Raw genomic sequence first — 22,560 nt, forward strand, 5'->3', positions numbered from 1 at the left:
CGGCGCCCGCCCCTCGTCGGTCACGCCGGGGGACGGGCACCCGGGCGGCTTTACGCGGGGGCGCTTCCCGGCGCGGACGCCTCGTCGCGTGCCCGGTTCCGCCGTCCGTTCAGAGGCCCAGGGCGCCCACGACGAGAGCGGTCACGGCGTCGCGGCGGTCGGGGCTGTCCCGCCACCGCAGCCGGCGTCCGGCCTCGACCGCCACGCCGAACCCCGCGTGCACCAGCACCCGCGCCCGGCGCGGGTCCAGCTCGGGACGGGCCAGCCGCAACTGCTGCTCCCAGACGGCGATGTGTTCACGCTGTGCGAGGACCAGGGACCGCCGCAGGTCGCCCGGCAGGCCGGCGAGCTCCGCTTCGGCGACGCTGTTGAGCGCCGTGTACTCGAAGCTGTAGGCCACGTACGTCGCCGCCAGTGCGACGACGGCGTCGTGCGGGCCGGCCACCCCGTGCAGACTCTGCTCCACGCCCTGGGCCAGGAGTCCCGCCGCCTGCAGGCACGCCGCCGCGAGGATGTCGACCTTGCCGGGGTAGTGGCGGTAGAGCGCCGACGGGGCCAGTCCCACCGCTTCAGCGATCTGGCCGTTCGTGACGCTGGCGAACCCGTCCCGCGCGAACAGGGGGATGGCGGCCGCGAGGATCTCCGCACGTCGTGTGCGCGGCACCGGCTGTGCGGGCAGCTCGACGGTGCGGGCGCTGCCCGGGGCCGCCGCCGGATCGGTCGCGGCCACGCGCGAGGCGGACGCCGCCAGCAGTTCCTCGGCCCGGCGTGGAGCGATCGAGGTGTGATGCATCGTGATCGACCCGATCGCACCGAGCGCTGCCACGGCCCGCAGGCCCGCGTCGGGCAGTGCGTGCGCGCGCTGGACCGCCTCGTCGACCCGTCCGACGACGTACCCGAACTTCGTCATGAGCTGCCGACGGTCCTCGCGGCGGAGGAATCTGGCCTCCCAGCGGTAGACGCCTCCGGACGCGCGGTGCCCGACGGTGACCCGGGTGACGGCGCCGAGCACCTCCGCCAGGGCCGCTCCGGGCTCCACCTCGTCGAGCGCGGCGACGAGACGGTCCGCCATGAGGTCGGCGCACTCGGCGAACAACGCGTACTTGTTCGGGAAGTGCCGGTACAGGGCCGCCGCGCTGATACCCACGCCGGCGGCGATCTGTTCCATGGACGCCGCGTGATACCCGTGCTCGCTGAAGACCCGGCCGGCCGCCTCGACGATGAGCTGCTTGCGGTTGCGGGGCCGGGTGGCCGCGGCCGGATCAGCGGTCACGGCCGAACGGGCGGGTGCGGAGGCGGGGCCATGCGGAGCAGTCAACCACACGTCACCGGGCGTTCCCGGGCTCCCTCCGCGCGGACGTACAGGGGGGCGATTCCCGCGTTCTCCGGGGGCCGGGCCCCCACGAGACAGGGAACGGGGCGGCCGGTGAGGGCGCTGTTCTCGTATGGCTACCGCCAGGTGGTGTGCAGCGCCGAGTGATCGCCGTAGACCTCGTTTCCCAGCTCTGGCCGCCTCGTCGGGTGTCCTGCGGCACTGCACCGACGTGGAGGCCGACCGGCAGTACACCGATACGCGCGGCGCCTCCATCGTCGGGTTCGCGTTCGCCCACTTGCTCGACTTCAAGCTGATGCCGAGGCTGAAGAACATCGGCTCGGCGAAGCTGTACCGGCCGGCGGCCGGTCAGGACGAGACATGGCCGAACCCGGCTCCGGTGCTCTCCACCAAGACGATCGACTGGGACCTGATCGCCCAGCAGTACGACCAGATCGTGCAGTACACCACCGCCCTGCGTCTGGGCACCGCGGAGGCGGAGCAGGTCCTGCGGCGCTCCACCCGGGGCGGGCCCAAGCATCCGACGTACCGGGCGATCGAGGAGCTGGGCCGGGCGGTGCGGACCTCGTTCGTCTGTGACTACCTCGCCGACGTGGAGATGCGCGGGGAGATCCACGAGGGGGTGCAGGTGGTGGAGAGCTGGAACTCCGCGAACAAGGACCTCTTCTACGGCAAGGCCGGCGACCTGGCCGGTGCCGACAAGGAGTCCCAGGAGGTTTCCATGCTTGCACTGCACCTGCTCCAGTCGGCGTTGGTGCACGTGAACACGCTGCTGGTGCAGGAGGTCCTGGCCGATCCGAAGCGGGCGGCACGGCTCAGCCGTCTCGATCTGCGCCTGTCCGTACGGGTGACGCCGCCCGGTCGGCGCGGCCCGCAGGACGAGGGGGCAGCCGCCCCGGTGTGACGAGCGCCGGGAGGCTGCCGACAGGGCAGCTCAGCTGCCGCAGGCGCAGCCCGCCGCCGGCTCGGGCGTCGCGGTCTCGGCGGTCTCGCTCCGGCCGGTGCAGCAGGCGTCGCCTCCGAGAACGGGGCTCTTGCCGAGCTGGTCGGCGTCGGCCTTGACGACGTAGACCTCCCAGGGCTCCTTGCCGGGGCCGTGGACCCACACCTTGTCCTGGAGGGCGTAGCAGCAGGAGGTGTCGTTCTCCTCGAAGGTGGCGAGCCCGGCGTCCTTGAGGCGGGTGGTGGCGGCGGTGACTTCGTCGGTGGTCTCCACCTCGACGCCGAGGTGGTCCAGGCGGGTCTCCTGGCCCGGCTCGCCTTCGATGAGGACGAGCTTGAGCGGCGGTGTGGTGATCGCGAAGTTCGCGTAGCCGGGGCGCCGCTTTGCGGGCTCGACGCCGAAGAGCTTGGAGTAGAAGGTGACCGACGCTTCGAGGTCGGCGACGTTGAGCGCGAGCTGGGCACGGGACATGGCGGTCTCCCCGATCAGTTTGCATTGATGTCTGTCGATTCAAGCTTGCGCCTTGGATCGAAAAACGTCAACATAGAAGCATGTCGAAACAAGAGTTCGTGGTGCTCGGCCAGGACGACGCCGAGGGATGCTGCCCCGCCCTCCTGACCGCCCCGCTGGACGAAGGCCGGGCCGAGACGCTGGCGAAGGTGTTCAAGGCGCTGGGCGACCCGGTCCGGCTGCGGCTGCTGTCGATGATCGCCTCACGCGCGGGCGGGGAGGTCTGCGTCTGCGACCTGACCCCCGCCTTCGACCTGTCGCAGCCGACGATCTCCCACCACCTGAAACTGCTGAAGCAGGCCGGGCTCATCGACTCCGAGCGGCGCGGGACGTGGGTGTACTACCGGCTGCTGCCGCAGATGACCGACCGCCTCGCGGCGATCCTCACCCGTCCCGCCGGGCAGCCTCTGACCGAGACCGCGCCTGCCGGGGCCGCTTCGTGAGCGCCGAATCCACCACCACAGTGGCGCCCGCGGGGCCGGTCGCCGGGCGGCTGTCGTTCCTGGACCGCTTCCTCGCCGTGTGGATTCTGATCGCGATGGCCGCCGGCCTCGGCCTGGGCCGCCTCGTTCCCGGCCTCGGGGACGCGCTCGCGAAGGTCACCGTCACCGGTGTCTCGCTGCCGATCGCGCTCGGCCTGCTCGTGATGATGTACCCCGTGCTCGCCAAGGTCCGCTACGACCGCCTGGAGACCGTCACCCACGACCGGCGCCTGCTGATCCCGTCCCTGGTCCTGAACTGGATCGTCGGCCCGGCCCTGATGTTCGCCCTTGCCTGGGTCTTCCTGCCGGACCTGTCCGAGTACCGCACCGGCCTGATCATCGTCGGCCTCGCCCGGTGCATCGCCATGGTCATCATCTGGAACGACCTCGCCTGCGGCGACCGCGAGGCCGCCGCCGTCCTGGTCGCCCTGAACTCCGTCTTCCAGGTCTTCGCGTTCAGCCTGCTGGGCTGGTTCTACCTCTCCGTGCTCCCCGGCTGGCTCGGCCTGGAGCAGACCGCGCTGGACGTGTCCGTCTGGGAGATCGCCCGCAGCGTGCTGATCTTCCTCGGCATCCCGTTGCTGGCCGGGTTCCTCACCCGCCGCCTCGGCGAGAAGACCAAGGGCCGCACCTGGTACGAGGACAGGCTGATCCCCCGGATCGGCCCGTTCGCCCTGTACGGGCTGCTGTTCACGATCGTGGTGCTGTTCGCCCTCCAGGGCGACGCCATCACCTCCCAGCCGCTCGACGTGGTACGGATCGCGCTGCCGCTGCTGGTGTACTTCGCCCTCATGTGGGCCGGGTCCATGGTGGTCGGCCGCGCGGTCGGACTGGACTACCCGAAGGCCACCACGCTGGCGTTCACCGCCGCGGGCAACAACTTCGAGTTGGCCATCGCGGTTGCCATCGCCACCTTCGGCGCCACCTCCGGCCAGGCCCTCGCCGGAGTCGTGGGGCCCCTCATCGAGGTCCCCGTCCTGATCGGCCTGGTCTACGTCGCCCTGGCCGCCCGACGCTTCTTCCCTCAGCCCACCCCGACGGTCGATCCGGCCGCCGCCCCGGAAGGTTCCGCCCGTGTCTGAGACCTCGAAGCCGTCCGTGCTGTTCGTGTGCGTCCACAACGCCGGACGTTCACAGATGGCCGCCGCCTTCCTCACCCACCTCTCCAAGGGCGAAGTCGAGGTCCGCTCCGCCGGGTCCGCACCGGCCGACGCCGTGAACCCGGCCGCCGTCCAGGCGATGGCAGAGACCGGCATCGACCTGTCCGCCGAGACCCCGAAGGTGCTGACCGTCGAAGCCGTGCAGGCGTCCGACGTGGTGATCACCATGGGCTGCGGCGACACCTGCCCCGTTTTCCCCGGCAAGAAGTACCTCGACTGGAAGCTCGAAGACCCGGCCGGACAGGGCATCGCCGCCGTCCGGCCGATCCGCGACGAGATCGAGCGCCGTATCCACGGCCTGCTCGCCGAACTCGGCATCGAGGCGGCGTGAGAGCCGACGGGACGGGCGTGCGGATCGAGCCCTTGAGGCCGGAGCACGCCGGGCAGGTCCTGGCGATCTACCAGCGAGGCATCGACGAGAACAACGCCACCTTCGAGACCGCCGCCCCCACCTGGCAGGCGTTCAACGAGGCCAAGCTGCCCGACCACCGCCTGGTCGCCCTCGATCGCGGCGAAGTGCTGGGGTGGGCTGCCGTAGTGCCGGTCTCCGACCGGTGCGCGTACGCCGGAGTCGTCGAGCACTCCGTCTACGTCCACCCCGACGCCCGCGGCCGCGGGGTGGGCCTGGCCCTGCTCAGCGCTTTGCTGGCCTCCACCGACGCCGCCGGAATCTGGACGGTGCAGTCCGGCATCTTCCCGGAGAACATCGCCAGCATCGCCCTGCACCGGCGCGCCGGTTTCCGCGTCATCGGCACCCGCGAGCGCATCGGCCGCCACCACGGCACTTGGCGCGACGTCCTCCTGGTCGAGCGCCGCAGCCCCGAGTAGTCACTCAGCGCTACACGCCACCTGGCGGTAGCTGTACGAGAACAGGGCCGTGACGGACTCTCTGCGGGCGGACGCGGCCCGCCACGTGGTGCCGCGGGGCCCACGGCGCGGCAGCCCGCGGACCCGCAGGCGCCTCCGCTCCAGGCGGCCCGGACGCGGCTGCCTAGACTGCACCGCATCATGACGACATTCCGGATGCCCGCCGACGAGGCCGAAGCCCGTGCCGTCCAAGATGCACTGCGCACCCGGGTGGTGCTCGACGAGCCGGGGCCACCGCCCGGTACCGGCCGGGTGACGGGGGTCGACGTCGCCTACGACGACGAGCGGGACGTCGTCGTCGCGGCGGCCGTCGTCCTGGACGCGGCGACCCTCGACGTGGTCGCCGAGTCCACGGCGCGGGGCCGGGTGACCTTCCCGTACGTCCCCGGGCTGCTCGCCTTCCGGGAGATCCCGACGGTGCTCGCCGCACTGGAGGCCCTGCCCGTCGACCCGGGGCTCGTCGTCTGCGACGGCTACGGCCGGGCGCATCCGCGCAGGTTCGGGCTCGCCAGCCACCTGGGCGTCCTCACCGGCCTGCCGGTCATCGGCGTCGCCAAGAACCCCTTCACCTTCAGGTACGAGCAACCGGGTCCCCGGCGCGGCGACTTCACCCCGCTCCTGGACGGGGACGAGGAGGTGGGCCGGGCGCTGCGCACCCAGGACGCCACCAAGCCCGTCTTCGTCTCCGTCGGTCACCGCACCGGCCTGGACGACGCCTGCGCCCACACCCTGGCGCTGGCCCGCGACTTCCGCCAGCCGGAGACCACGCGCCGGGCCGACGCGCTGTGCCGGGCCGCCCTGCGGGAAGCGCTCGCCTGACCGCTGACCCGCAGCCGGGCGACGCCTCCGCCCCTCCTGCCGGAACTGTTGCCGACTGAGTACATGTACGGATGTTGCTCGTCGAACATCGGGGGCAGGCTGATACACATGATCGAACAGCGCGTACCGCAGATGAGCACCGGCACCGTCCACCTCTCGCAGCGCGGCATGGCCGTGGGCATGACCCTGGGAGTGGTCGCAGGTCTGGCCTGGACCGTGTCCATGGTCGTCACGGTGGCGTCCTGGATGTTCTGACCCGGAGCCCTCCGAGCCCCTGGAGTCCCCGAGCCCCGGAGCCCTCCGGAGTCGGCCGGCGCGCTCAGCGCACCGCCGCGACCCGGAAGCCCATCCCGGCCGCGATCAGCCGTTCCAGCAGCGCGTCCCCCATCGCCACGGCCGTCGTGACCTGACCCGACGTCGCGGGAAGCTCGTCCAGCGCGAGCGAGAGGGCCGACTCGGCGAGCATCTTCGCCGTCTCGTCGTAGCCCGGATCACCGCCCGACACCTCGGTGAACACCCGTCGGCCACCGCCGTCGCCGACGAAGCGCACCGTGAACCAACTGCGCTTCCTGCGCTGCTCGTCGGGGCCCGCACCCGGCTCGTAGCGTCCCGTCAGCCACTTGCGCACCGCCGCGATCTGAGCGGCTCCCGCCAGCGCCCCCACGGCCGCCGTGCCGCCGATCGCGACCGGCAGGTGCTTCACCGAGGCGAAGTGCCGGTAGCGGAAGTCCGGGCCGTAACGTTCCAGCGCCCGCGCCGAGCGCTCCACGACACGCGGGTCCAGGGTGGGCAGCGGCAGGGCCCAAGTGCCGGTCTCCCGGCTGAAGTGGGGCGAGCCCTGCGGTGCGCGGGCCCGTCGGCCCACCAGGCGGGGCTCGTGCAGCCGGCGCTCCTTCGCGGCCCGCACCATCTGCGGGCCGCGGCCCATTGCGGTGAGCGCGGAGGCGAACGTGCCGCCGGAGAAGACCGCGTTGCTGCGGACGAAGCCGTCGACCGTCAGCGGCGCGTCCTCGGGGAGCTGCCGCACCGTGAAGTAGACGCCGAGGTCGTGGGGCACGGAGTCGAAGCCGCAGGCGTGCACGATCCTGGCACCCGTCTCGCGGGCCCGTGTGTCGTGTGCCAGGAACATCCGGTCGACGAACTCCGCCTCCCCCGTGAGATCGGCGTAGTCCGTACCCGCCTCCGCGCAGGCGGCCACCAACTTCTCGCCGTACCAGACATACGGTCCGACCGTCGACGCCACTACGTGCGCGGACTCGGCGAGCTCGCGCAGCGCGTCGGGGTCGTCCGCGTCGGCGGTCAGCAGCGGGAGGTCCGCGCAGCGCGGGTCCGTCGCGGTGAGCCGTTCGCGCAGTCGTTCCAGCTTGGTCCGGCTGCGACCCGCCAGGGCCCAGCGGCAGCTGTCCGGCGCGTGCTCGGCCAGATACGTGGCGGTGAGCTCTCCCACGAAGCCGGTGGCACCGAATAGGACGACGTCATAGGGGCGTTCTGCCCCGCTCTGCCTGTTCATGCGTTGCCTCCGCTGGGGCCGGCGCCGATATAGCAGGCAGAGGTTAGCGGAGGGGTTCGTGGCGTCGTGCAGCCGGGCGGGCCGAGGTGCGAGAGGATCCAGGAGGAGAACTAAGCGCTTGCTCGGCCAAAAGGGTTGTGCCGAGCGCCGACTGTTCTTAGCATCATCGATGTTACATCAGTTGTGTCATACCTCTGGGGGCTTGATGGCAACGACAGGACACGGCCCGCGGGGCCCGCTGGCCGGCGTGCGCGTCGTCGAACTGGCGGGAATCGGGCCCGGGCCGTTCGCCGCGATGCTCCTGGCCGATCTCGGCGCGGACGTGGTGCGCGTGGACCGGCCCGGCGGGGCGGGGCTCGGCATCGACCCCGCGTACGACCTCACGAACCGCAACAAGCGCTCGGTCCTCGTCGACCTCAAGGCCGAGGGCAGGGCGGACACGGTGCTGGACCTCGTCGAGCGCGCCGACGTGCTGATCGAGGGCTACCGGCCGGGTGTCGCCGAGCGCCTCGGCGTGGGACCGGCCGCCTGCCTGGAGCGCAATCCGCAGCTCGTCTACGGGCGGATGACCGGCTGGGGCCAGGACGGTCCACTGGCCGAACGGGCCGGACACGACATCGCCTACATCGCGCTCACCGGCACCCTGTCCATGATCGGCGCCCCCGGCGAGCCGCCCACGGTCCCCGCCAACCTGGTCGGCGACTACGCGGGCGGCTCGCTCTACCTCGTCATCGGCGTGCTCGCCGCGCTCCAGCACGCCCGTACGCCCGGCGGTGCCGGCCAGGTCGTGGACGCCGCCATCGTCGACGGCGCCGCCCACCTCGCCACGATGATCCACGGGATGCTGGCGGCCGGCAGCTGGCAGGACCGGCGCGGCTCGAACCTCCTCGACGGCGGCTGCCCCTTCTACGGCACCTATGAGACGGCCGACGGGCTGCACATGGCGGTCGGCCCGCTCGAACAGCGCTTTTACGAGCAGTTCGTCACCCTGCTCGGCATCGCGGACGAGGCCCCCGACCGCAACGACCCCGGCCGCTGGGAGGAGCTGCGCACCGTCGTCGCCGACCGCTTCCGGACCCGTACGCGCACCGAGTGGACCGAGGTCTTCGAAGGGACGGACGCCTGCGTGGCCCCCGTCCTCTCGCTCCGCGAGGCGCCCCGGCACCCGCACCTCGCCGCCCGCTCCACCTATGTGGAGCACGGCGGCCTCATCCAGCCCGCACCAGCGCCCCGGTTCTCAGCGACGCCCGCCTCCGTGCGCAGCGGTCCCGCACTGCCCGGGGCCGACACGGAGGACGTCGCAAAGGACTGGGGCGTACCGGGCCTGTCGACCACCGGGAAGGAAACCACCGGCTGATGGAACTCTCCCTGCCGCTGAACTACGCGGGTGACCCACGCGCGGCCTGCGACGAGGTCGCCGCGCTCGAGTCCGCCGGACTCGACGCCGTCTGGGTCGCCGAGGCCTACGGCTTCGACTCGCCCACCCTCATGGGCTACCTGGCCGCACGCACCGCACGCATGAGGATCGGCGCGGCGATCCTCAACGTCTACTCCCGCACCCCCGCCCTCATCGCCCAGACCGGTGCGGGGCTCGACGCGATCTCCGGCGGCCGGGCCCTGCTCGGCCTCGGCGCCTCCGGCCCGCAGGTCGTGGAGGGCTGGCACGGCAAGCCGTACGACAAGCCGCTCGGCCGGACCCGCGAGACCGTTGAGCTGTGCCGCCGGATCTGGCGCCGCGAGGTCATCGACCACCACGGCATCACCGACATGCCGCTGCCGAAGGAGAAGGGCGGCCGGCTCGGCAAGCCGCTGAAGATCCTCACCCGGCCGGTGCGCGACACCATCCCCCTGTACATCGCCTCGCTCGGCCCCGCCAACGTGGCGCTGACCGCAGAGATCGCCGACGGCTGGCTGCCCACCCTCTACATCCCGGAGAAGGCCCCGCAGGTCTGGGGCGCCGCCCTGGCCGAGGGCACGGCGAAGCGCGACCCGGCGCTCGGCCCGCTGCAGACCGTCGCGGGAGGCCTGCTCGCCATCGGTGACGACGCCGCGGCCCTCAGGGACCTCGCCCGCCCGCAGATCGCGCTGTACGTCGGCGGCATGGGCGCGCCCGGCAAGAACTTCTACAACGACCTCGCCGTGGCCTACGGGTACGAGCGGGAAGCAGCCACGATCCAGGAGCTCTACCTCTCGGGGAAGAAGAAGGAGGCCGAGGCCGCCGTCCCGGACGAGTTCTGCGAACTCATGTCGCTCTGCGGGCCCGAGGGGTACGTACGCGACCGCATCGCCGCCTTCCGCGAGGCAGGCGTCACCATGCTCAACGTCACGCCCGTCGGCCCCGAGCCGGCCCGCCTGATCTCCACCGTCAAGACCATGCTCCAGGGGGCCTGAGTGCAGCGGCAGATCTTCACCGAGGAACACGAAGCGTTCCGTGGGACCGTCCGCACCTTCCTTTCGAAGGAGGTCCTCCCGCACTACGAGCAGTGGGAGAAGGACGGCATCGTCTCGCGCGAGGCATGGCTCGCGGCCGGCCGGCAGGGGCTGCTCGGCCTCGCCGTACCCGAGGAGCACGGCGGTGGCGGCAACGCCGACTTCCGCTACAGCGCCGTCCTCGCCGAGGAGTTCACCCGGGCCGGGGTCGCGGGGCTGGCGCTCGGCCTCCACAACGACATCATCGGCCCCTACCTCACCGGGCTCGGCACCGAGGAGCAGAAGCGGCGCTGGCTGCCCGGCTTCTGCTCCGGCGAGCTCATCACCGCCATCGCGATGACCGAACCCGGTGCGGGCTCCGACCTCCAGGGCATCCGCACCACCGCCGAGGACAAGGGCGACCACTGGCTGCTCAACGGCTCCAAGACCTTCATCTCCAACGGCATCCTCGCCGACCTGGTGATCGTCGTCGCCAAGACCTCACCGCAGGGCGGCGCGAAGGGCCTCTCGCTGCTCGTCGTCGAACGCGGAGCGGAAGGGTTCGAGCGCGGCCGCAACCTCGACAAGATCGGCCAGAAGTCCCAGGACACCGCCGAGCTGTTCTTCAACGACGTACGCGTCCCCAAGGACAACCTCCTCGGCGAGCTCGACGGCGCCTTCATCCACCTCATGACCAACCTGGCCCAGGAACGGATGGGCATAGCGGTCGCCGGAATCGCCGCCGCCGAGTACCTCCTGGAGATCACCACCACGTACGTCAAGGAGCGCGAAGCCTTCGGGCGCCCGCTCTCCAAGCTCCAGCACATCAGGTTCGAGATCGCCGAGATGGCCACCGAATGCGCCGTCACCCGGGCCTTCCTCGACCGGTGCATCGTCGACCACTCGGAGGGGACGCTCGACGCCGTGCACGCCTCGATGGCCAAGTGGTGGGCCACCGAACTGCAGAAGCGCGTCGCCGACCGCTGTCTCCAACTGCACGGCGGATACGGCTACATGACGGAGTACCGGGTTGCGAAGGCGTTCACCGACGGCCGCATCCAGACCATCTACGGCGGTACGACCGAGATCATGAAGGAGATCATCGGCCGCTCACTGCTCGGCTGACCTCCGCCACCCCCCTATTGCGCAACCACCCCCGAAAGGCTGCTGACTTGAGTACCGAAGCGTTCGTCTACGACGCGATCCGCACCCCGCGCGGTCGCGGCAAGGCCAATGGCGCCCTGCACGGCACCAAGCCGATCGACCTCGTCGTCGGCCTCATCCACGAGATCCAGGCCCGCTTCCCGGACCTCGACCCCGCGGCCATCGACGACATCGTCCTCGGCGTGGTCAGCCCGCTCGGCGACCAGGGTTCCGACATCGCCCGGATCGCCGCCATCGCGGCCGGGCTCCCGGACTCCGTCGCGGGCGTACAGGAGAACCGCTTCTGCGCCTCGGGCCTGGAAGCGGTCAACCTCGCCGCCGCGAAGGTCCGCTCGGGCTGGGAGGACCTCGTCCTGGCCGGCGGCGTCGAGTCGATGTCCCGGGTGCCGATGGGCTCCGACGGCGGAGCCTGGGCGATGGACCCGATGACCAGCTTCGAGACCGGCTTCGCCCCGCAGGGCATCGGAGCCGACCTCATCGCCACCATCGAGGGCTTCTCCCGCCGCGACGTCGACGAGTACGCCGCACTGTCGCAGGAGCGTGCCGCCGCGGCCTGGAAGGACGAGCGCTTCGCCCGTTCCGTCGTACCCGTCAGGGACCGCAACGGCCTGCTCGTCCTCGACCACGACGAGCACATGCGGCCCGGCACCACCGCCGACTCCCTCGCCTCCCTCAAGCCGTCCTTCGCCGCGATCGGCGAGATGGGCGGCTTCGACGCCGTCGCGCTGCAGAAGTACCACTGGGTCGAGAAGATCGACCACGTCCACCACGCGGGCAACTCCTCCGGCATCGTGGACGGCGCCGCCCTCGTCGCCATCGGCTCGAAGCAGGTCGGCGAGCGCTACGGACTCACCCCGCGCGCCCGGATCGTCTCCGCGGCCGTCTCCGGCTCCGAGCCCACCATCATGCTGACCGGACCCGCACCGGCCACCCGCAAGGCGCTGGCCAAGGCCGGGCTCACCATCGACGACATCGACCTCGTCGAGATCAACGAGGCGTTCGCCGGTGTCGTCCTGCGCTTCGTCAAGGACACGGGCCTCTCCCTCGACAAGGTCAACGTCAACGGTGGCGCCATCGCGCTGGGCCACCCCCTCGGCGCGACCGGCGCGATGATCCTCGGCACGCTCGTCGACGAACTGGAGCGCCGTGACAAGCGCTACGGCCTCGTCACCCTCTGCGTGGGTGGCGGCATGGGCGTCGCCACCGTCATCGAGCGTCTCTGACCGTCCCCCGGCCCTTCCTGCCTACGGAGAAGAAGAACCATGACCGAGAGCACGACCATCCGCTGGGAACAGGACGAGACCGGCGTCGTCACCCTCGTACTCGACGACCCCGACCAGTCCGCCAACACGATGAACCAGGCCTTCCGGGACTCCATCGAGGCCGTCGCCGACCGGGCCGAGGCCGAGAAGGACTCCATCCGGGGCATCATCTACGCCTCCGCCAAGAAGACCTTCTTCGCGGGCGGCGACCTCAAGGACATGATCAGGATCGGCCCCGAGAACGCGCAGGCCGCGTTCGACGCCGGCACCGCGATCAAGCGGTCGCTGCGCCGCATCGAGACCCTCGGCAAGCCGGTCGTCGCCGCGATCAACGGCGCCGCGCTCGGCGGCGGTTACGAGATCGCCCTCGCCGCCCACCACCGCATCGCCCTGGACGCGCCCGGCTCCCGGATCGGCCTGCCCGAGGTCACCCTCGGCCTGCTGCCCGCGGGCGGCGGCGTCACCCGCACCGTACGCCTGATGGGCATCGCCGACGCGCTGCTCAAGGTCCTCCTCCAGGGGACCCAGTACACCCCGCGGCGCGCCCTGGAGAACGGCCTGGTCCACGAGGTCGCCACCACCCCCGAGGAGATGCTCGGGAAGGCCCGCGCCTTCATCGACGCCCACCCCGAGTCGCAGCAGCCCTGGGACGTCAAGGGCTACCGGATCCCCGGCGGCACCCCGGCCAACCCGAAGTTCGCGGCCAACCTGCCCGCCTTCCCGGCCAACCTGAGGAAGCAGCTCGCGGGTGCTCCCATGCCCGCGCCCCGCAACATCCTGGCCGCCGCCGTCGAAGGGGCGCAGGTCGACTTCGAGACCGCGCAGACCATCGAGGCCCGCTACTTCACCGAGCTGGTCACCGGCCAGGTCTCGAAGAACATGATCCAGGCGTTCTTCTTCGACCTCCAGGCCGTCAACTCCGGTGCCAGCCGCCCCAAGGGCGTCGAGCAGCGCCAGGTCCGCAAGGTCGCCGTCCTCGGCGCCGGGATGATGGGCGCGGGCATCGCGTACTCCTGCGCCCGCGCCGGCATCGACGTCGTCCTCAAGGACGTCTCCACCGAGGCCGCGGCCAGGGGCAAGGCCTACAGCGAGAAGCTGCTCGCCAAGGCGCTCTCCCGCGGTCGCACGACCGAGGCGCAGCGCGACGAACTGCTGGCGCGCATCACCCCGACGGGTGACCCCGCCGACCTCGCCGGCTGCGACGCCGTGATCGAGGCCGTCTTCGAGGACACCGCGCTCAAGCACAAGGTGTTCCAGGAGATCCAGGACATCGTCGACCCGGACGCGCTGCTCTGCTCCAACACCTCGACGCTGCCCATCACGGCACTCGCCGAAGGGGTCACGCGCCCCGTCGACTTCATCGGGCTGCACTTCTTCTCACCCGTCGACAAGATGCCGCTCGTCGAGATCATCAAGGGGGAGAAGACGGGCGACGAGGCACTGGCCCGCGCCTTCGACCTGGTGCGCCGGATCAAGAAGACCCCGATCGTCGTCAACGACTCCCGCGGCTTCTTCACCTCGCGCGTCATCGGCCACTTCATCAACGAGGGCGTCGCGATGGTCGGCGAGGGCGTCGAGCCCGCGTCGGTCGAGCAGGCGGCGGCGCAGGCCGGATACCCGGCCAAGGTCCTCTCGCTGATGGACGAGCTGACGCTCACCCTGCCGCGCAAGATCCGCAACGAGACCCGGCGGGCCGTCGAGGAGGCGGGCGGCACCTGGGCCCCGCACCCCTCCGACGAGGTCATCGACCGGATGGTCGACGAGTTCGAGCGTCCCGGACGCAGCGGGGGAGCCGGCTTCTACGACTACGGCGAGGACGGCAAGCGGGGTGCGCTGTGGCCCGGGCTGCGTGAGCACTTCACAAAGCCGGGCACCGACGTGCCCTTCGAGGACATGAAGGAGCGGATGCTCTTCTCCGAGGCGCTGGACAGCGTCCGCTGCCTGGAGGAGAACGTCCTGATGACCGTCGCCGACGCCAACATCGGCTCCATCATGGGCATCGGCTTCCCGGCCTGGACCGGCGGCGTGCTCCAGTACATCAACGGCTACGAGGGCGGCCTGCCCGGCTTCGTGGCGCGCGCCCGGCAGCTCGCCGAGCGCTACGGCGACCGCTTCCTGCCGTCCGCGCTGCTCCTGGAGAAGGCGGAGAAGGGCGAGACCTTCCACGACTGACCCGGCACGCCGCCGCGGGCCGTGTTCACTCCTTGGTGAACGCGGCCCGCAGCTCCTCCTTCAACGACCGCTGGAAGGCGGTCAGCAGGGCCTGGAGCACCATCGGCTGCATGTGGGCGGACAGCGACTTCATCGCCTTCACGTGCTCCGGGTCGGACTCCCGCTCCCGGTACGGGTTCCACACCTCGTCCCGGAACAGCCGCGTCAGCTCGTGGGCGGCCGACCGGGTGTGCTCCAGCAGGACCGTGCGCGCCGCCAGGATCGTCTCGTGGGCGATCGGTACGTCCAGCAGCTCCACCCCGAGCCGCAGCAGCCCGACGTCGACCCGGCAGGTGTCGTCGTCGGCGCCGGGGCGCTCCAGTACGCCCATGGCCGCCAGCCGGTCCACGTCCGGGCCGGTGAGGGACCGGCCCGCCCGCCGCTCCAGTTCCGCCCGTGTCATGTCCTCCGCGGAGTCCGGCGCCCAGGACGCCACCAGGGCCCGGTGGATCGCCAGGTCGTGCGCGCTCAGGTCCGGCGGCAGCTGTTCCAGATAGCGCTCGATCGCCGCGAGGGTCATGCCCTGGTGCTGGAGCTCCTCGATCAGGGCGAGGCGCGAGAGATGGGCCGGGCCGTAGTGTCCGACGCGGCGCGGCCCGATCACCGGGGGCGGCAGCAGCCCCCTGGTGCTGTAGAAGCGCACGGTGCGCACGGTGACTCCCGCGCGTGCCGCCAGTTCGTCGACCGTGAGCGTCGGTTCCTCGGTTCCGGTGGCCATGACTGCTCCTTGTCGCCGACTGCTCGGTCCTGCTGTGCCCGTGCACCGATCAAGTGCAACAGTATTGCTGTCTCACCACTGTTGTGAAAGTGTCCGGCACCATCGAAGCACAGTCCCACCCCCCGGTCCGGGCCGCACGGCCCGGCCGATGGCGTCAGGAGGCGGCCGTGACCACGATCCTGCGACTTCCCAGCGAACCAGGGCAACTCACCCTGCCCGCGCTGCTGTTACGCAATGCCGAGGACCACGGCAGCCTGCCCGCCCTGTCCTGGCGGGACAACGGGGACGGCGGCGGATGGACGACCCTCACCTGGCAGGAGGTGCGTCACGAGACCGCCGTGCTCGCCGCCGGGTACGAAGCCCTCGGCGTGGAGCGCGGCGAGCAGGTCCTCATGATGATGGGCAACAGGCCGGAGCACTGGCTCAGCGACCTCGCCCTCACGCACCTCGGAGCCGTGCCCGTCTCGGTGTACGGAACCGCGGCACCCGGACAGATCGCGCACATCGCCCGGCACAGCCGCGCCCGGTTCGCGATCGTCGAGGGCACGCGGGAACGGACCCGCTGGGAGCCCCTGCTGGCCGACACCACCGTGGCGCTGGAGGCCCTGGTCGTGGTGGAGCCGGCCGAGGCCGGACCCCACCGCACGTACGCCTCCCTGCACACCGCGGGTGCGCGCATGTCGAGCCCCGAGGCTTTCGACGGGGCCTGGCGGAAGTCCCGGGCGGACGACCTCCTGACGGTCGTCTACACCTCGGGCACCACCGGCGATCCGAAGGCCGTTCCGATCACGCACCGCAGCGTCGTGGCCAACGCGCTCGCCCTGGACCGGGTGGTGGAGCTCCCCGATCACGTCGAGCACATCTGCTACCTCCCGTTCGCCCACATCGCGGAGCGGATGCTGGGCATCTACCTGCCGGTCTTCCGGGCCTCGCACGTCCACCTCTGCGCGGACACGGCTGCCGTGGCGGCCACCGCGGGCGCCCTGCGCCCCGCCCAGTTCTTCGGCGTCCCCAGGGTGTGGGAGAAGCTCGCCTCGACCCTCCGGAACGCCCTGGCCGCACTGCCGGAGGACCGTCAGGCCGTGATCGAAGCCGCGGCCGGGACGGCGCGCGAGCACGTGGCGCACCGGGAACGCGGTGAGGAGCCGCCCGCCGTGCTGGAGGCCGCCTACCGGAGCGCCAAGGCGGAGGTCCTGGACCCGATCCTCTCGCTCGCCGGCTTCGACCGGCTGGTCTGGACGGCCAGCGCCTCGGCTCCCATGCCGCTCGACGTCGTCCGCTTCTGGGCGGGCTTCGGGATCGTCGTCATGGACGCCTGGGGGCTCACCGAGACGGTCGGGGTGTTCACCACGAACAGCCCGTCGGCCTTCCGGCTCGGATCGGTGGGACGGCCGCTGGAGGGGCTGGAGCTCCGGATCGCGGACGACGGCGAGATCCTGGTCCGGGGCGCCACCGTGTTCCCCGGCTACCTGCGGGCCGACGGAAGTGTGGAAGGGGCCCTGGACGCGGACGGCTGGTTCCCGACCGGGGACATCGGCCGGATCGACGACGACGGCTATCTCTGGCTCACCGACCGCAAGAAGGAAATGATCATCACCTCGACCGGGAAGAACGTCTCCCCGGCACTCGTCGAGAACACGCTCAAGGAGCACCCGCTCATCGGCCAGGCCCTCGTGCACGGGGACGGGCACTCCTATCTGGTGGCCCTGCTCGTCCTCGATCCGGAGACCGCTCCCGCCTGGGCGGCGGCGCGCGGCATCGACGTCACCCCGGACGCACTGCCGGACCACCCCGCCGTGCGCGAGGAGGTCGAGCGCGCCGTCGGAGCGGCCAACGCCCGGCTGAACCGCACCGAACAGGTCAAGCGCCACCGGTTGCTGGCGCAGGAATGGGGGCCGGAGACCGGCGAGCTGACCCCGTCGCTGAAGCTCCGCCGGCGGGTGGTCCACGCCCGGTACGCGGAGGTGCTCGAGGCCCTGTACGAGGAGGGCGGCAGCTGAGCGTTCCGGGCGGACCGTCGGCCGGCGGCAGAGCCGCCATCACCGGAACCCGCTACGCGTATCAATGTCAGTGGCGGCCCGTACGGTGAGGTCATGTCGGAGATCACCTATGTACAGGGCGACGCCACCACGCCCCTGGGCAAGGGCGTCAAGCTGATCGTGCACTGCTGCAACGACCTGGGCGGCTGGGGGAAGGGTTTCGTCCTGGCCCTCTCCCGCCGCGGGCCCGAGCCGGAGGCCGCGTACCGTCGCTGGCACCGGGAGCGCGCGGGCAACGACTTCGGCCTGGGCGCCGTGCAGTTCGTCCGGACCGGCCCGTACACGTGGGTGGCGAATCTGGTCGGGCAGCGGGGGATACGCACCGGCAGCAAGGGTGTGCCGGTGCGCTACGAGGCGATCGACGCAGGGCTGGAGAAGGTCGCCGCGCGGGCCGCCGAGCTGGGGGCGTCGGTCCACATGCCGCGGATCGGCTGTGGACTGGCCGGTGGCACCTGGTCCCGGATCGAACCCCTCGTTGCCGCCCGGCTGGCGGATCGCGGCATCGCCGTGACGGTGTACGACCACGGATAGCCGGCGTCACAGCCCGTAGTTCCTGCCGATGATGTCCCGCTGGATCTCACTGGTCCCCCCGTACACCGTCGACACGACCGCCGCCCTGAGGTGGCGCTCCATGTCGTACTCGGTCGCGTAGCCGTAACCACCCATCATCTGCATGCCCTCCAGCGCCGCGAGCTTCGCCGTCTCGGTCGCCTTGAGCTTCGCCATGGACGCCTCGCGCGGGAACAGCCGCTCCGGCTCGGCGTCGCAGGCCGCCGCCAGGTCGAAGACCAGCAGCCGCGCGCACTCGATCTCGGTCGCCAGGTCGGCCAGCCGGTGTCGCAGCGCCTGGAAGGAGCCGACCGGGCGGCCGAACTGCTCACGCCCCCGCACATACGCGACGGTGTCCTCGAACACCCGCTCCGCCAGTCCCAGCATGTTCGCCGCGAGGAAGAGGCGTTCCGCGTTCAACCCCGCCATCAGCTGGCTCCAGGCCCGGTCGACCGTGCCGACCACCGCGTCCGCGGGCAGCCGGACATCGGTGAAGTAGACGTCGTTGACCTCGCGTCCGCCCATCGTCTCGATGGGCCGGATCTCTATCCCGGGCGTGCGGGCGGGGACGTGGAACATGGTCAGCCCCTCCTGCTTCGCCCCGCCGCTGTCCGTGCGGGCCACCAGCAGGATGTGCTCGGCCAGATGGGCGTTGGAGATCCAGGTCTTGTGGCCGTTGACCAGCCAGCCGCCCTCGGGGGTCCGGTCGGCCCGGCAGCGCAGCGCCGCCACGTCGGACCCGGCCCCCGGCTCCGACATCGCGATGGAGAGGACCTGCCCGGCCACCACGCCCCCGCACGCCGCCTTGCGCTGCTCCTCGCTGCCGAACCGCTCGTACGCCTTGGCCGTGATCACCGAGGTGATGAATCCGCCGGCCGGTACGAGCCCCAGCGAGGTCTCCCGGAGGAAGAGGCAGGCATCGGTCATTCCACCGCCCGCACCCCCATAGGCCTCCGGGAGGCACACACCGAGCCAGCCGAGGCCGGCCAGCCGGGCGTAGAGCGACGGTGCGTGCGGTCCGCCCGACTCGGCGGCCAGCGCGTCGCGCTGTTCGCGCGTCCCGCACTCGCGCCGGGCGAACTCGCGCAGGGCCGCGACGAACGCGCGCTGTTCGGTGGAGAGTGAGCGGGGGAGCGCGGGGGTGACGGACACGGGGGCCTCCTGGAAGGGTAAAGTTACAAAGTGACGTACCGGGTATCTGTGTTCCGTGGTCGTCATGGTTGAGTGGACACGGCGGAACGGGGAGGGCTCATGTCGGAACCGAGCACGAGCGAGGCACTGCTGGCCACCGCGATGGCCCAGCCGCCCCCGTCGGACGCGCTGAGCGAGCAGATCCTCGACGCGGCACGCGAGCAGTTCATGACCTTCGGGCTGCGCCGCTCGACCGTCGACGACGTGGCCAAGCGGGCCAAGGTCTCGCGGGTGACGGTGTACCGGAGGATCGGCAACAAGGACAGCCTGGTCTCGGCCTGTCTGCTGCGCGAGTACCGCCGTTTCGTCATGGACGTCGACGACGCCGTCGCCGCCCTGCCCACCATGGAGGACCGGCTCGTCGAGGGCTTCGTCGCCGTCCTCCAGCACATCCGCGAACACCCCCTGGTGGGCGGTCTGCTGAAGCTGGAGCCGGAGATCATGCTCCCCTTCCTCACGCTGGAGAGCGGCCCGGCCCTCCTCGCGATGCGCGAGTACCTGGCCGACCGGCTGCGCCACGCCCAGCGCGCGGAAGGGCGACCCGAGACGGATCCGACACCGGTCGCCGAGCTCATGGTGCGGATCACCGTCTCGTTCCTCCTCAACCCGGTGAGCTGCTTCGAGCTCGACGACGACGAACAGGTACGTGCCTTCGCCCGCCGCTACCTGGTGCCCCTGATCAGCACGGGGTGACCGCGCTCAGAACCGGGCGTGCAGCCTCCTGCCGAGCTCGACCGCCCGCGCGGCCGCGGTCCTGGGCGTCGCGAACGACGTCAGGTCCACCGCCGGTGCGAACCGCCGCACGGTGACCGAGTGCGGCGCCGCGAAGGCCCGCAGCCCCTCCTCGCCATGGATCCGTCCGTACCCCGACTCGCCCGCCCCGCCGAACGGGAGCGAGGGGACCGCGGCGAAGCCGAGTACCGAATTCACCGACACCGCACCGGAGTCGAGGCGCCCGGCCACCGCGAGCCCGGCGGCCCGGGAGCGGGTGAACACGGCGGCGCCCAGCGAGTACGCCGACGCGTTGGCCCGCTCCACGGCCTCGGCCATGTCCCGCACGGCGTTCACCACGACGACCGGGCCGAAGGTCTCCTCCGTCACGGCCGGGGAGTCCTCGGGCACGCCGGTCAGCACCACCGGTGCCACCGTTCGCGTCCGGGGCGCATCGGGGCCGCCGAGCACGGCCCGGCCTCCGTCCTGCAGGGCCTGCTTCACATGACGCCGCACCACGTCGAGCTGGGAGGGCAGGGTGAGCGGGCCGTACGCCTCGCCGGGAGCCAGCACCCGCGCCCTGCTCACGACGCGCGCGCACAGTTCCTCGTGCACGGACGCCACCGCGTACACCCGCTCCACACCCGCGCAGGTCTGTCCGGCGTTCCCCATCGCCCCCCACACGATCGCGTCGGCCGCCGCGTCCAGGTCCGCGTCCGCCGCGACCAGCACCGCGTCCTTGCCCCCGCACTCGGCGAGCAGCGGCGTGAGCGTGGCCGCGCATGCGGCCGCGACCCTACGGGCGGTGCCGGGCGATCCGGTGAAGGCGACCTTGTCCAGACCGGTCGGGCCGTCGGCGCCGGCCAGGGCGGCGCCGGTGGACGCGGGACCGGTGATCGTCCGCAGCAGGCCGGCGTGGTCCGGGACCGCCTCCCCGAAGCTCCGGGCGAGCAGGATCCCCACCCCGGGGGTGAGCTCGGACGGCTTGAAGACCACGGCGTTGCCGGCGGCGAGGGCGTAGCCGATCGAACCCATCGGCGTGTAGAGCGGGTAGTTCCACGGTCCGATCACCCCGACCACCCCGAGCGGCCGGTAGGAGAGCAGCGCCCGCTGATGGACCGACAGCAGACCGGAAGACACCCGGCGCCGGCCCAGCACCCTGCGGGCGTTGCGTGCCGCCCAGTCCAGGTGGACCAGCGTCAGCAGCACCTCGGCGCGGGCGTCGTGCAGTGGCTTGCCGGTCTCGGAGGCGATCAGCCCGGCGAACTCGTCGGTGCGCCGGGCCACCGCGTGCTTCCAGCCCAGCAGGGCCGTGCGCCGCCCCCGGTGTCCGAGCGCGGCCCAGCTCCGGCCCGCGCTTCTTGCCTGTTCCACCGCGGTGCGAACATCCTCGACGCCGTGGACGGGAGGGTCCGCCGGACTCGTCATGACTTCTCCAGGGGGAGGGGTTCCAGCGGGCGGCTCTGCGCCCAGTGCGGGCCGAGGTCGTCGAGCCGGTATCCGAAGGGGTAGCTGCGCGGTCTGGGCCGGGAGGGCAGCCAGCGCGGTCGGGCGGGCAGCATCCGTACCCCGTGGGACCGGGCACGCACCATCCTCGTGGCCGTTGCCCGTACCCACCGGGGCTGGGAGGGGAAGCCGAGCGCGCGGAGCAGCGGTTCGTCCAGCAGGGCGAGCGAGATCCTGGCCACCAGGGGGCGCAGCGGGGCCGGGTACCAGGCGGCCATGATCCGGAAGGTGGCGTTGGCGACCCGCCGGTTCGCGGGGTCGTACGCGAACATCCGGTCCTCGTAGGAGTCGAGCAGCTCCTCGAACCCCTCGTAGGTGTCGGGAGCGTCCTCGATGCCCATCAGGACCGCCATCCGGCGCCCCACCTCCGCCAGCGCCGCGGTCTCCGTCGCGCACAGGGGCCGCCACCCGAAGCGGTCGATCCAGCGTTTGGGCCCGACGACGGTCGTGGCCAGCACGTAGAGGTAGTCCTCGTTCGGGATGCGGTACTTGCCGTGAATGCGGTTGAGGTGCCGGGCGGCCGCGCGGGCCCGCTCGGAGTCGAAGCCGTCGGCCGCCATCTCGTAGCCGAACAGGACGGTGTCGTCGTAGCGCTTCTGGCCGTTGCGCTCGAACTCCTGGGTGCGGTCGAGCAGTAAGGAGATCCTCGGGACGCCGTAGTCGCGCAGGAACGCGACACTGATCCCCTGGCGGTAGTCCCAGGGGAATTCGTACTGCGACACCAGCCGGAGTATCTCGGTGCAGTCGCGGGCGGGATCCATCCGGCGGATCTCGCGCAGTCGGCTGTAGCGGCCCATGGTGGGCAACCTCCTCTTGATGGAAGCGGTCCGGGTGCGGGGCCCGCGGTGGGACCGGTGAGCGGACGTCGCCCGCGGCGGCGAGGACCGGCTGCCGCGCCGGCTCGGCGCGGTCGCCGAGTACCGGAGTGCGCACGCGTCGGCCGGCACCGTGGAGTCCTTCGGGCCCGCGTACGACGCGCCGTCACCCCCTGTGCCGGTGCGGTGGCCACCGGGTCCGCCGCGATCGCCGACGGGACGCACAGCACTGCTGACCGCGTCCGACGCGTACGACTCCCAGGCACCGACTCGCTCACTGCATCGGTCATTCGGCGGCACCCTTCTCGCCCTGCGAGTCAAAGTTACAAATACTATTGACTTGTTTCATGAGGCGCGTCAA

22 protein-coding genes are annotated in these 22,560 nt (G+C 71.5%); 15 read left to right on the forward strand and 7 right to left on the reverse strand.

Features of this window, described 5'->3' with window-relative positions; translation table 11 throughout:
- Positions 1–109: 109 nt before the first annotated feature.
- Complete coding sequence (locus OG927_RS28920; RefSeq protein ID WP_330321032.1) at positions 110–1,273, reverse strand: TetR/AcrR family transcriptional regulator; 1,164 nt, start codon at positions 1,271–1,273, stop codon at positions 110–112.
- 172 nt (positions 1,274–1,445) lie between these two features.
- On the opposite strand from OG927_RS28920, the gene OG927_RS28925 reads away from it, so the two are divergent.
- On the forward strand, positions 1,446–2,237 hold the full coding sequence (locus tag OG927_RS28925) for a Tn3 family transposase (RefSeq protein ID WP_408058111.1): 792 nt from the start codon (positions 1,446–1,448) through the stop codon (positions 2,235–2,237).
- A 30-nt stretch (positions 2,238–2,267) separates the two neighbouring features.
- Here OG927_RS28925 and OG927_RS28930 read toward each other — a convergent pair whose 3' ends face one another.
- Entirely contained in the window at positions 2,268–2,747 is a 480-nt protein-coding gene (locus OG927_RS28930) for an ArsI/CadI family heavy metal resistance metalloenzyme (RefSeq protein WP_124280500.1), read from the reverse strand.
- Between the two features lie 80 nt (positions 2,748–2,827).
- Here OG927_RS28930 and OG927_RS28935 point away from each other — a divergent pair, with 80 nt between their 5' ends.
- From OG927_RS28935 to mmpA, 6 genes are all read left to right on the forward strand, one after another.
- Entirely contained in the window at positions 2,828–3,229 is a 402-nt protein-coding gene (locus tag OG927_RS28935; RefSeq protein ID WP_056792432.1) for an ArsR/SmtB family transcription factor, read from the forward strand.
- On the forward strand, positions 3,226–4,350 hold the full coding sequence (arsB, locus tag OG927_RS28940; protein WP_330321034.1) for an ACR3 family arsenite efflux transporter: 1,125 nt from the start codon (positions 3,226–3,228) through the stop codon (positions 4,348–4,350). Before OG927_RS28935 ends, arsB begins: the two co-directional genes overlap by 4 nt.
- Positions 4,343–4,759, forward strand: coding sequence for an arsenate reductase ArsC (locus OG927_RS28945; protein ID WP_056792433.1), 417 nt, complete (start codon positions 4,343–4,345; stop codon positions 4,757–4,759). The genes arsB and OG927_RS28945 overlap by 8 nt, the downstream gene beginning before the upstream one ends.
- Positions 4,756–5,256 (forward strand): GNAT family N-acetyltransferase, encoded by a 501-nt coding sequence (locus OG927_RS28950; RefSeq protein ID WP_056792434.1) that lies wholly within the window; start codon positions 4,756–4,758, stop codon positions 5,254–5,256. The genes OG927_RS28945 and OG927_RS28950 overlap by 4 nt, the downstream gene beginning before the upstream one ends.
- Positions 5,257–5,436: 180 nt before the next feature.
- Complete coding sequence (locus tag OG927_RS28955; protein WP_056792435.1) at positions 5,437–6,114, forward strand: endonuclease V; 678 nt, start codon at positions 5,437–5,439, stop codon at positions 6,112–6,114.
- Between the two features lie 108 nt (positions 6,115–6,222).
- Complete coding sequence (mmpA, locus tag OG927_RS28960; protein ID WP_164494093.1) at positions 6,223–6,369, forward strand: morphogenic membrane protein MmpA; 147 nt, start codon at positions 6,223–6,225, stop codon at positions 6,367–6,369.
- A gap of 64 nt (positions 6,370–6,433) precedes the next feature.
- Here mmpA and OG927_RS28965 read toward each other — a convergent pair whose 3' ends face one another.
- A complete protein-coding gene (locus OG927_RS28965; RefSeq protein WP_330321035.1) occupies positions 6,434–7,624 on the reverse strand; it encodes a saccharopine dehydrogenase family protein in 1,191 nt (396 codons plus the stop codon).
- Positions 7,625–7,829: 205 nt separating this feature from the next.
- On the opposite strand from OG927_RS28965, the gene OG927_RS28970 reads away from it, so the two are divergent.
- From OG927_RS28970 to OG927_RS28990, 5 genes are read left to right on the forward strand one after another with little or no spacing between them, the layout of a single operon-like run.
- Positions 7,830–8,981 (forward strand): CaiB/BaiF CoA transferase family protein, encoded by a 1,152-nt coding sequence (locus OG927_RS28970; RefSeq protein WP_330321036.1) that lies wholly within the window; start codon positions 7,830–7,832, stop codon positions 8,979–8,981.
- Entirely contained in the window at positions 8,981–10,015 is a 1,035-nt protein-coding gene (locus OG927_RS28975; RefSeq protein WP_124280496.1) for an LLM class F420-dependent oxidoreductase, read from the forward strand. The genes OG927_RS28970 and OG927_RS28975 overlap by 1 nt, the downstream gene beginning before the upstream one ends.
- On the forward strand, positions 10,016–11,158 hold the full coding sequence (locus tag OG927_RS28980) for an acyl-CoA dehydrogenase family protein (protein ID WP_124280495.1): 1,143 nt from the start codon (positions 10,016–10,018) through the stop codon (positions 11,156–11,158). It abuts the gene before it with no gap.
- Between the two features lie 47 nt (positions 11,159–11,205).
- Positions 11,206–12,420 (forward strand): acetyl-CoA C-acetyltransferase, encoded by a 1,215-nt coding sequence (locus tag OG927_RS28985; RefSeq protein WP_330321037.1) that lies wholly within the window; start codon positions 11,206–11,208, stop codon positions 12,418–12,420.
- 39 nt (positions 12,421–12,459) lie between these two features.
- Complete coding sequence (locus OG927_RS28990) at positions 12,460–14,631, forward strand: 3-hydroxyacyl-CoA dehydrogenase NAD-binding domain-containing protein (RefSeq protein WP_056792441.1); 2,172 nt, start codon at positions 12,460–12,462, stop codon at positions 14,629–14,631.
- Between the two features lie 25 nt (positions 14,632–14,656).
- On the opposite strand, the gene OG927_RS28995 is transcribed toward OG927_RS28990, so the two are convergent.
- Positions 14,657–15,388: a MerR family transcriptional regulator gene (locus tag OG927_RS28995; RefSeq protein ID WP_124280492.1), complete on the reverse strand. Its 732-nt coding sequence runs from the start codon at positions 15,386–15,388 to the stop codon at positions 14,657–14,659.
- A 167-nt stretch (positions 15,389–15,555) separates the two neighbouring features.
- Here OG927_RS28995 and OG927_RS29000 point away from each other — a divergent pair, with 167 nt between their 5' ends.
- Both OG927_RS29000 and OG927_RS29005 read left to right on the forward strand, forming a co-directional pair.
- On the forward strand, positions 15,556–17,388 hold the full coding sequence (locus tag OG927_RS29000; protein WP_330321038.1) for an AMP-dependent synthetase/ligase: 1,833 nt from the start codon (positions 15,556–15,558) through the stop codon (positions 17,386–17,388).
- Between the two features lie 93 nt (positions 17,389–17,481).
- Positions 17,482–17,958, forward strand: a complete 477-nt coding sequence (locus OG927_RS29005; RefSeq protein ID WP_124280490.1) for a macro domain-containing protein — start codon at positions 17,482–17,484, stop codon at positions 17,956–17,958.
- Positions 17,959–17,964: 6 nt separating this feature from the next.
- On the opposite strand, the gene OG927_RS29010 is transcribed toward OG927_RS29005, so the two are convergent.
- Positions 17,965–19,128 carry an acyl-CoA dehydrogenase family protein gene (locus OG927_RS29010; RefSeq protein WP_124280489.1) on the reverse strand — a complete coding sequence of 388 codons (1,164 nt, stop codon included), beginning with the start codon at positions 19,126–19,128 and terminating at the stop codon, positions 17,965–17,967.
- Between the two features lie 99 nt (positions 19,129–19,227).
- Here OG927_RS29010 and OG927_RS29015 point away from each other — a divergent pair, with 99 nt between their 5' ends.
- Positions 19,228–19,860: a TetR/AcrR family transcriptional regulator gene (locus OG927_RS29015; RefSeq protein WP_056792446.1), complete on the forward strand. Its 633-nt coding sequence runs from the start codon at positions 19,228–19,230 to the stop codon at positions 19,858–19,860.
- 6 nt (positions 19,861–19,866) lie between these two features.
- On the opposite strand, the gene OG927_RS29020 is transcribed toward OG927_RS29015, so the two are convergent.
- Positions 19,867–21,306, reverse strand: a complete 1,440-nt coding sequence (locus OG927_RS29020; protein WP_209469271.1) for an aldehyde dehydrogenase family protein — start codon at positions 21,304–21,306, stop codon at positions 19,867–19,869.
- Complete coding sequence (locus tag OG927_RS29025) at positions 21,303–22,181, reverse strand: oxygenase MpaB family protein (protein WP_056792448.1); 879 nt, start codon at positions 22,179–22,181, stop codon at positions 21,303–21,305. The genes OG927_RS29020 and OG927_RS29025 overlap by 4 nt, the downstream gene beginning before the upstream one ends.
- Positions 22,182–22,560 lie beyond the last annotated feature (379 nt).

This window comes from Streptomyces clavifer (assembly GCF_036345975.1).
In the GTDB taxonomy this organism is placed as follows: Bacteria; Actinomycetota; Actinomycetes; order Streptomycetales; family Streptomycetaceae; genus Streptomyces; species Streptomyces clavifer.

Excerpts from the sequence above, each read along its gene's own strand:
- mmpA (WP_164494093.1), top strand. The coding sequence starts at position 6,223 with ATGATCGAACAGCGCGTACCGCAGATGAGCACCGGCACCGTCCACCTC.
- OG927_RS28930 (WP_124280500.1), bottom strand. The coding sequence starts at position 2,747 with ATGTCCCGTGCCCAGCTCGCGCTCAACGTCGCCGACCTCGAAGCGTCG.
- OG927_RS28965 (WP_330321035.1), bottom strand. The coding sequence starts at position 7,624 with ATGAACAGGCAGAGCGGGGCAGAACGCCCCTATGACGTCGTCCTATTC.
- OG927_RS29025 (WP_056792448.1), bottom strand. The coding sequence starts at position 22,181 with ATGGGCCGCTACAGCCGACTGCGCGAGATCCGCCGGATGGATCCCGCC.
- OG927_RS28970 (WP_330321036.1), top strand. The coding sequence starts at position 7,830 with ATGGCAACGACAGGACACGGCCCGCGGGGCCCGCTGGCCGGCGTGCGC.
- OG927_RS28935 (WP_056792432.1), top strand. The coding sequence starts at position 2,828 with ATGTCGAAACAAGAGTTCGTGGTGCTCGGCCAGGACGACGCCGAGGGA.
- OG927_RS29005 (WP_124280490.1), top strand. The coding sequence starts at position 17,482 with ATGTCGGAGATCACCTATGTACAGGGCGACGCCACCACGCCCCTGGGC.
- OG927_RS29015 (WP_056792446.1), top strand. The coding sequence starts at position 19,228 with ATGTCGGAACCGAGCACGAGCGAGGCACTGCTGGCCACCGCGATGGCC.
- OG927_RS28955 (WP_056792435.1), top strand. The coding sequence starts at position 5,437 with ATGACGACATTCCGGATGCCCGCCGACGAGGCCGAAGCCCGTGCCGTC.
- OG927_RS29020 (WP_209469271.1), bottom strand. The coding sequence starts at position 21,306 with ATGACGAGTCCGGCGGACCCTCCCGTCCACGGCGTCGAGGATGTTCGC.
- OG927_RS28975 (WP_124280496.1), top strand. The coding sequence starts at position 8,981 with ATGGAACTCTCCCTGCCGCTGAACTACGCGGGTGACCCACGCGCGGCC.
- OG927_RS28995 (WP_124280492.1), bottom strand. The coding sequence starts at position 15,388 with ATGGCCACCGGAACCGAGGAACCGACGCTCACGGTCGACGAACTGGCG.
- OG927_RS28925 (WP_408058111.1), top strand. The coding sequence starts at position 1,446 with ATGGCTACCGCCAGGTGGTGTGCAGCGCCGAGTGATCGCCGTAGACCT.
- OG927_RS28990 (WP_056792441.1), top strand. The coding sequence starts at position 12,460 with ATGACCGAGAGCACGACCATCCGCTGGGAACAGGACGAGACCGGCGTC.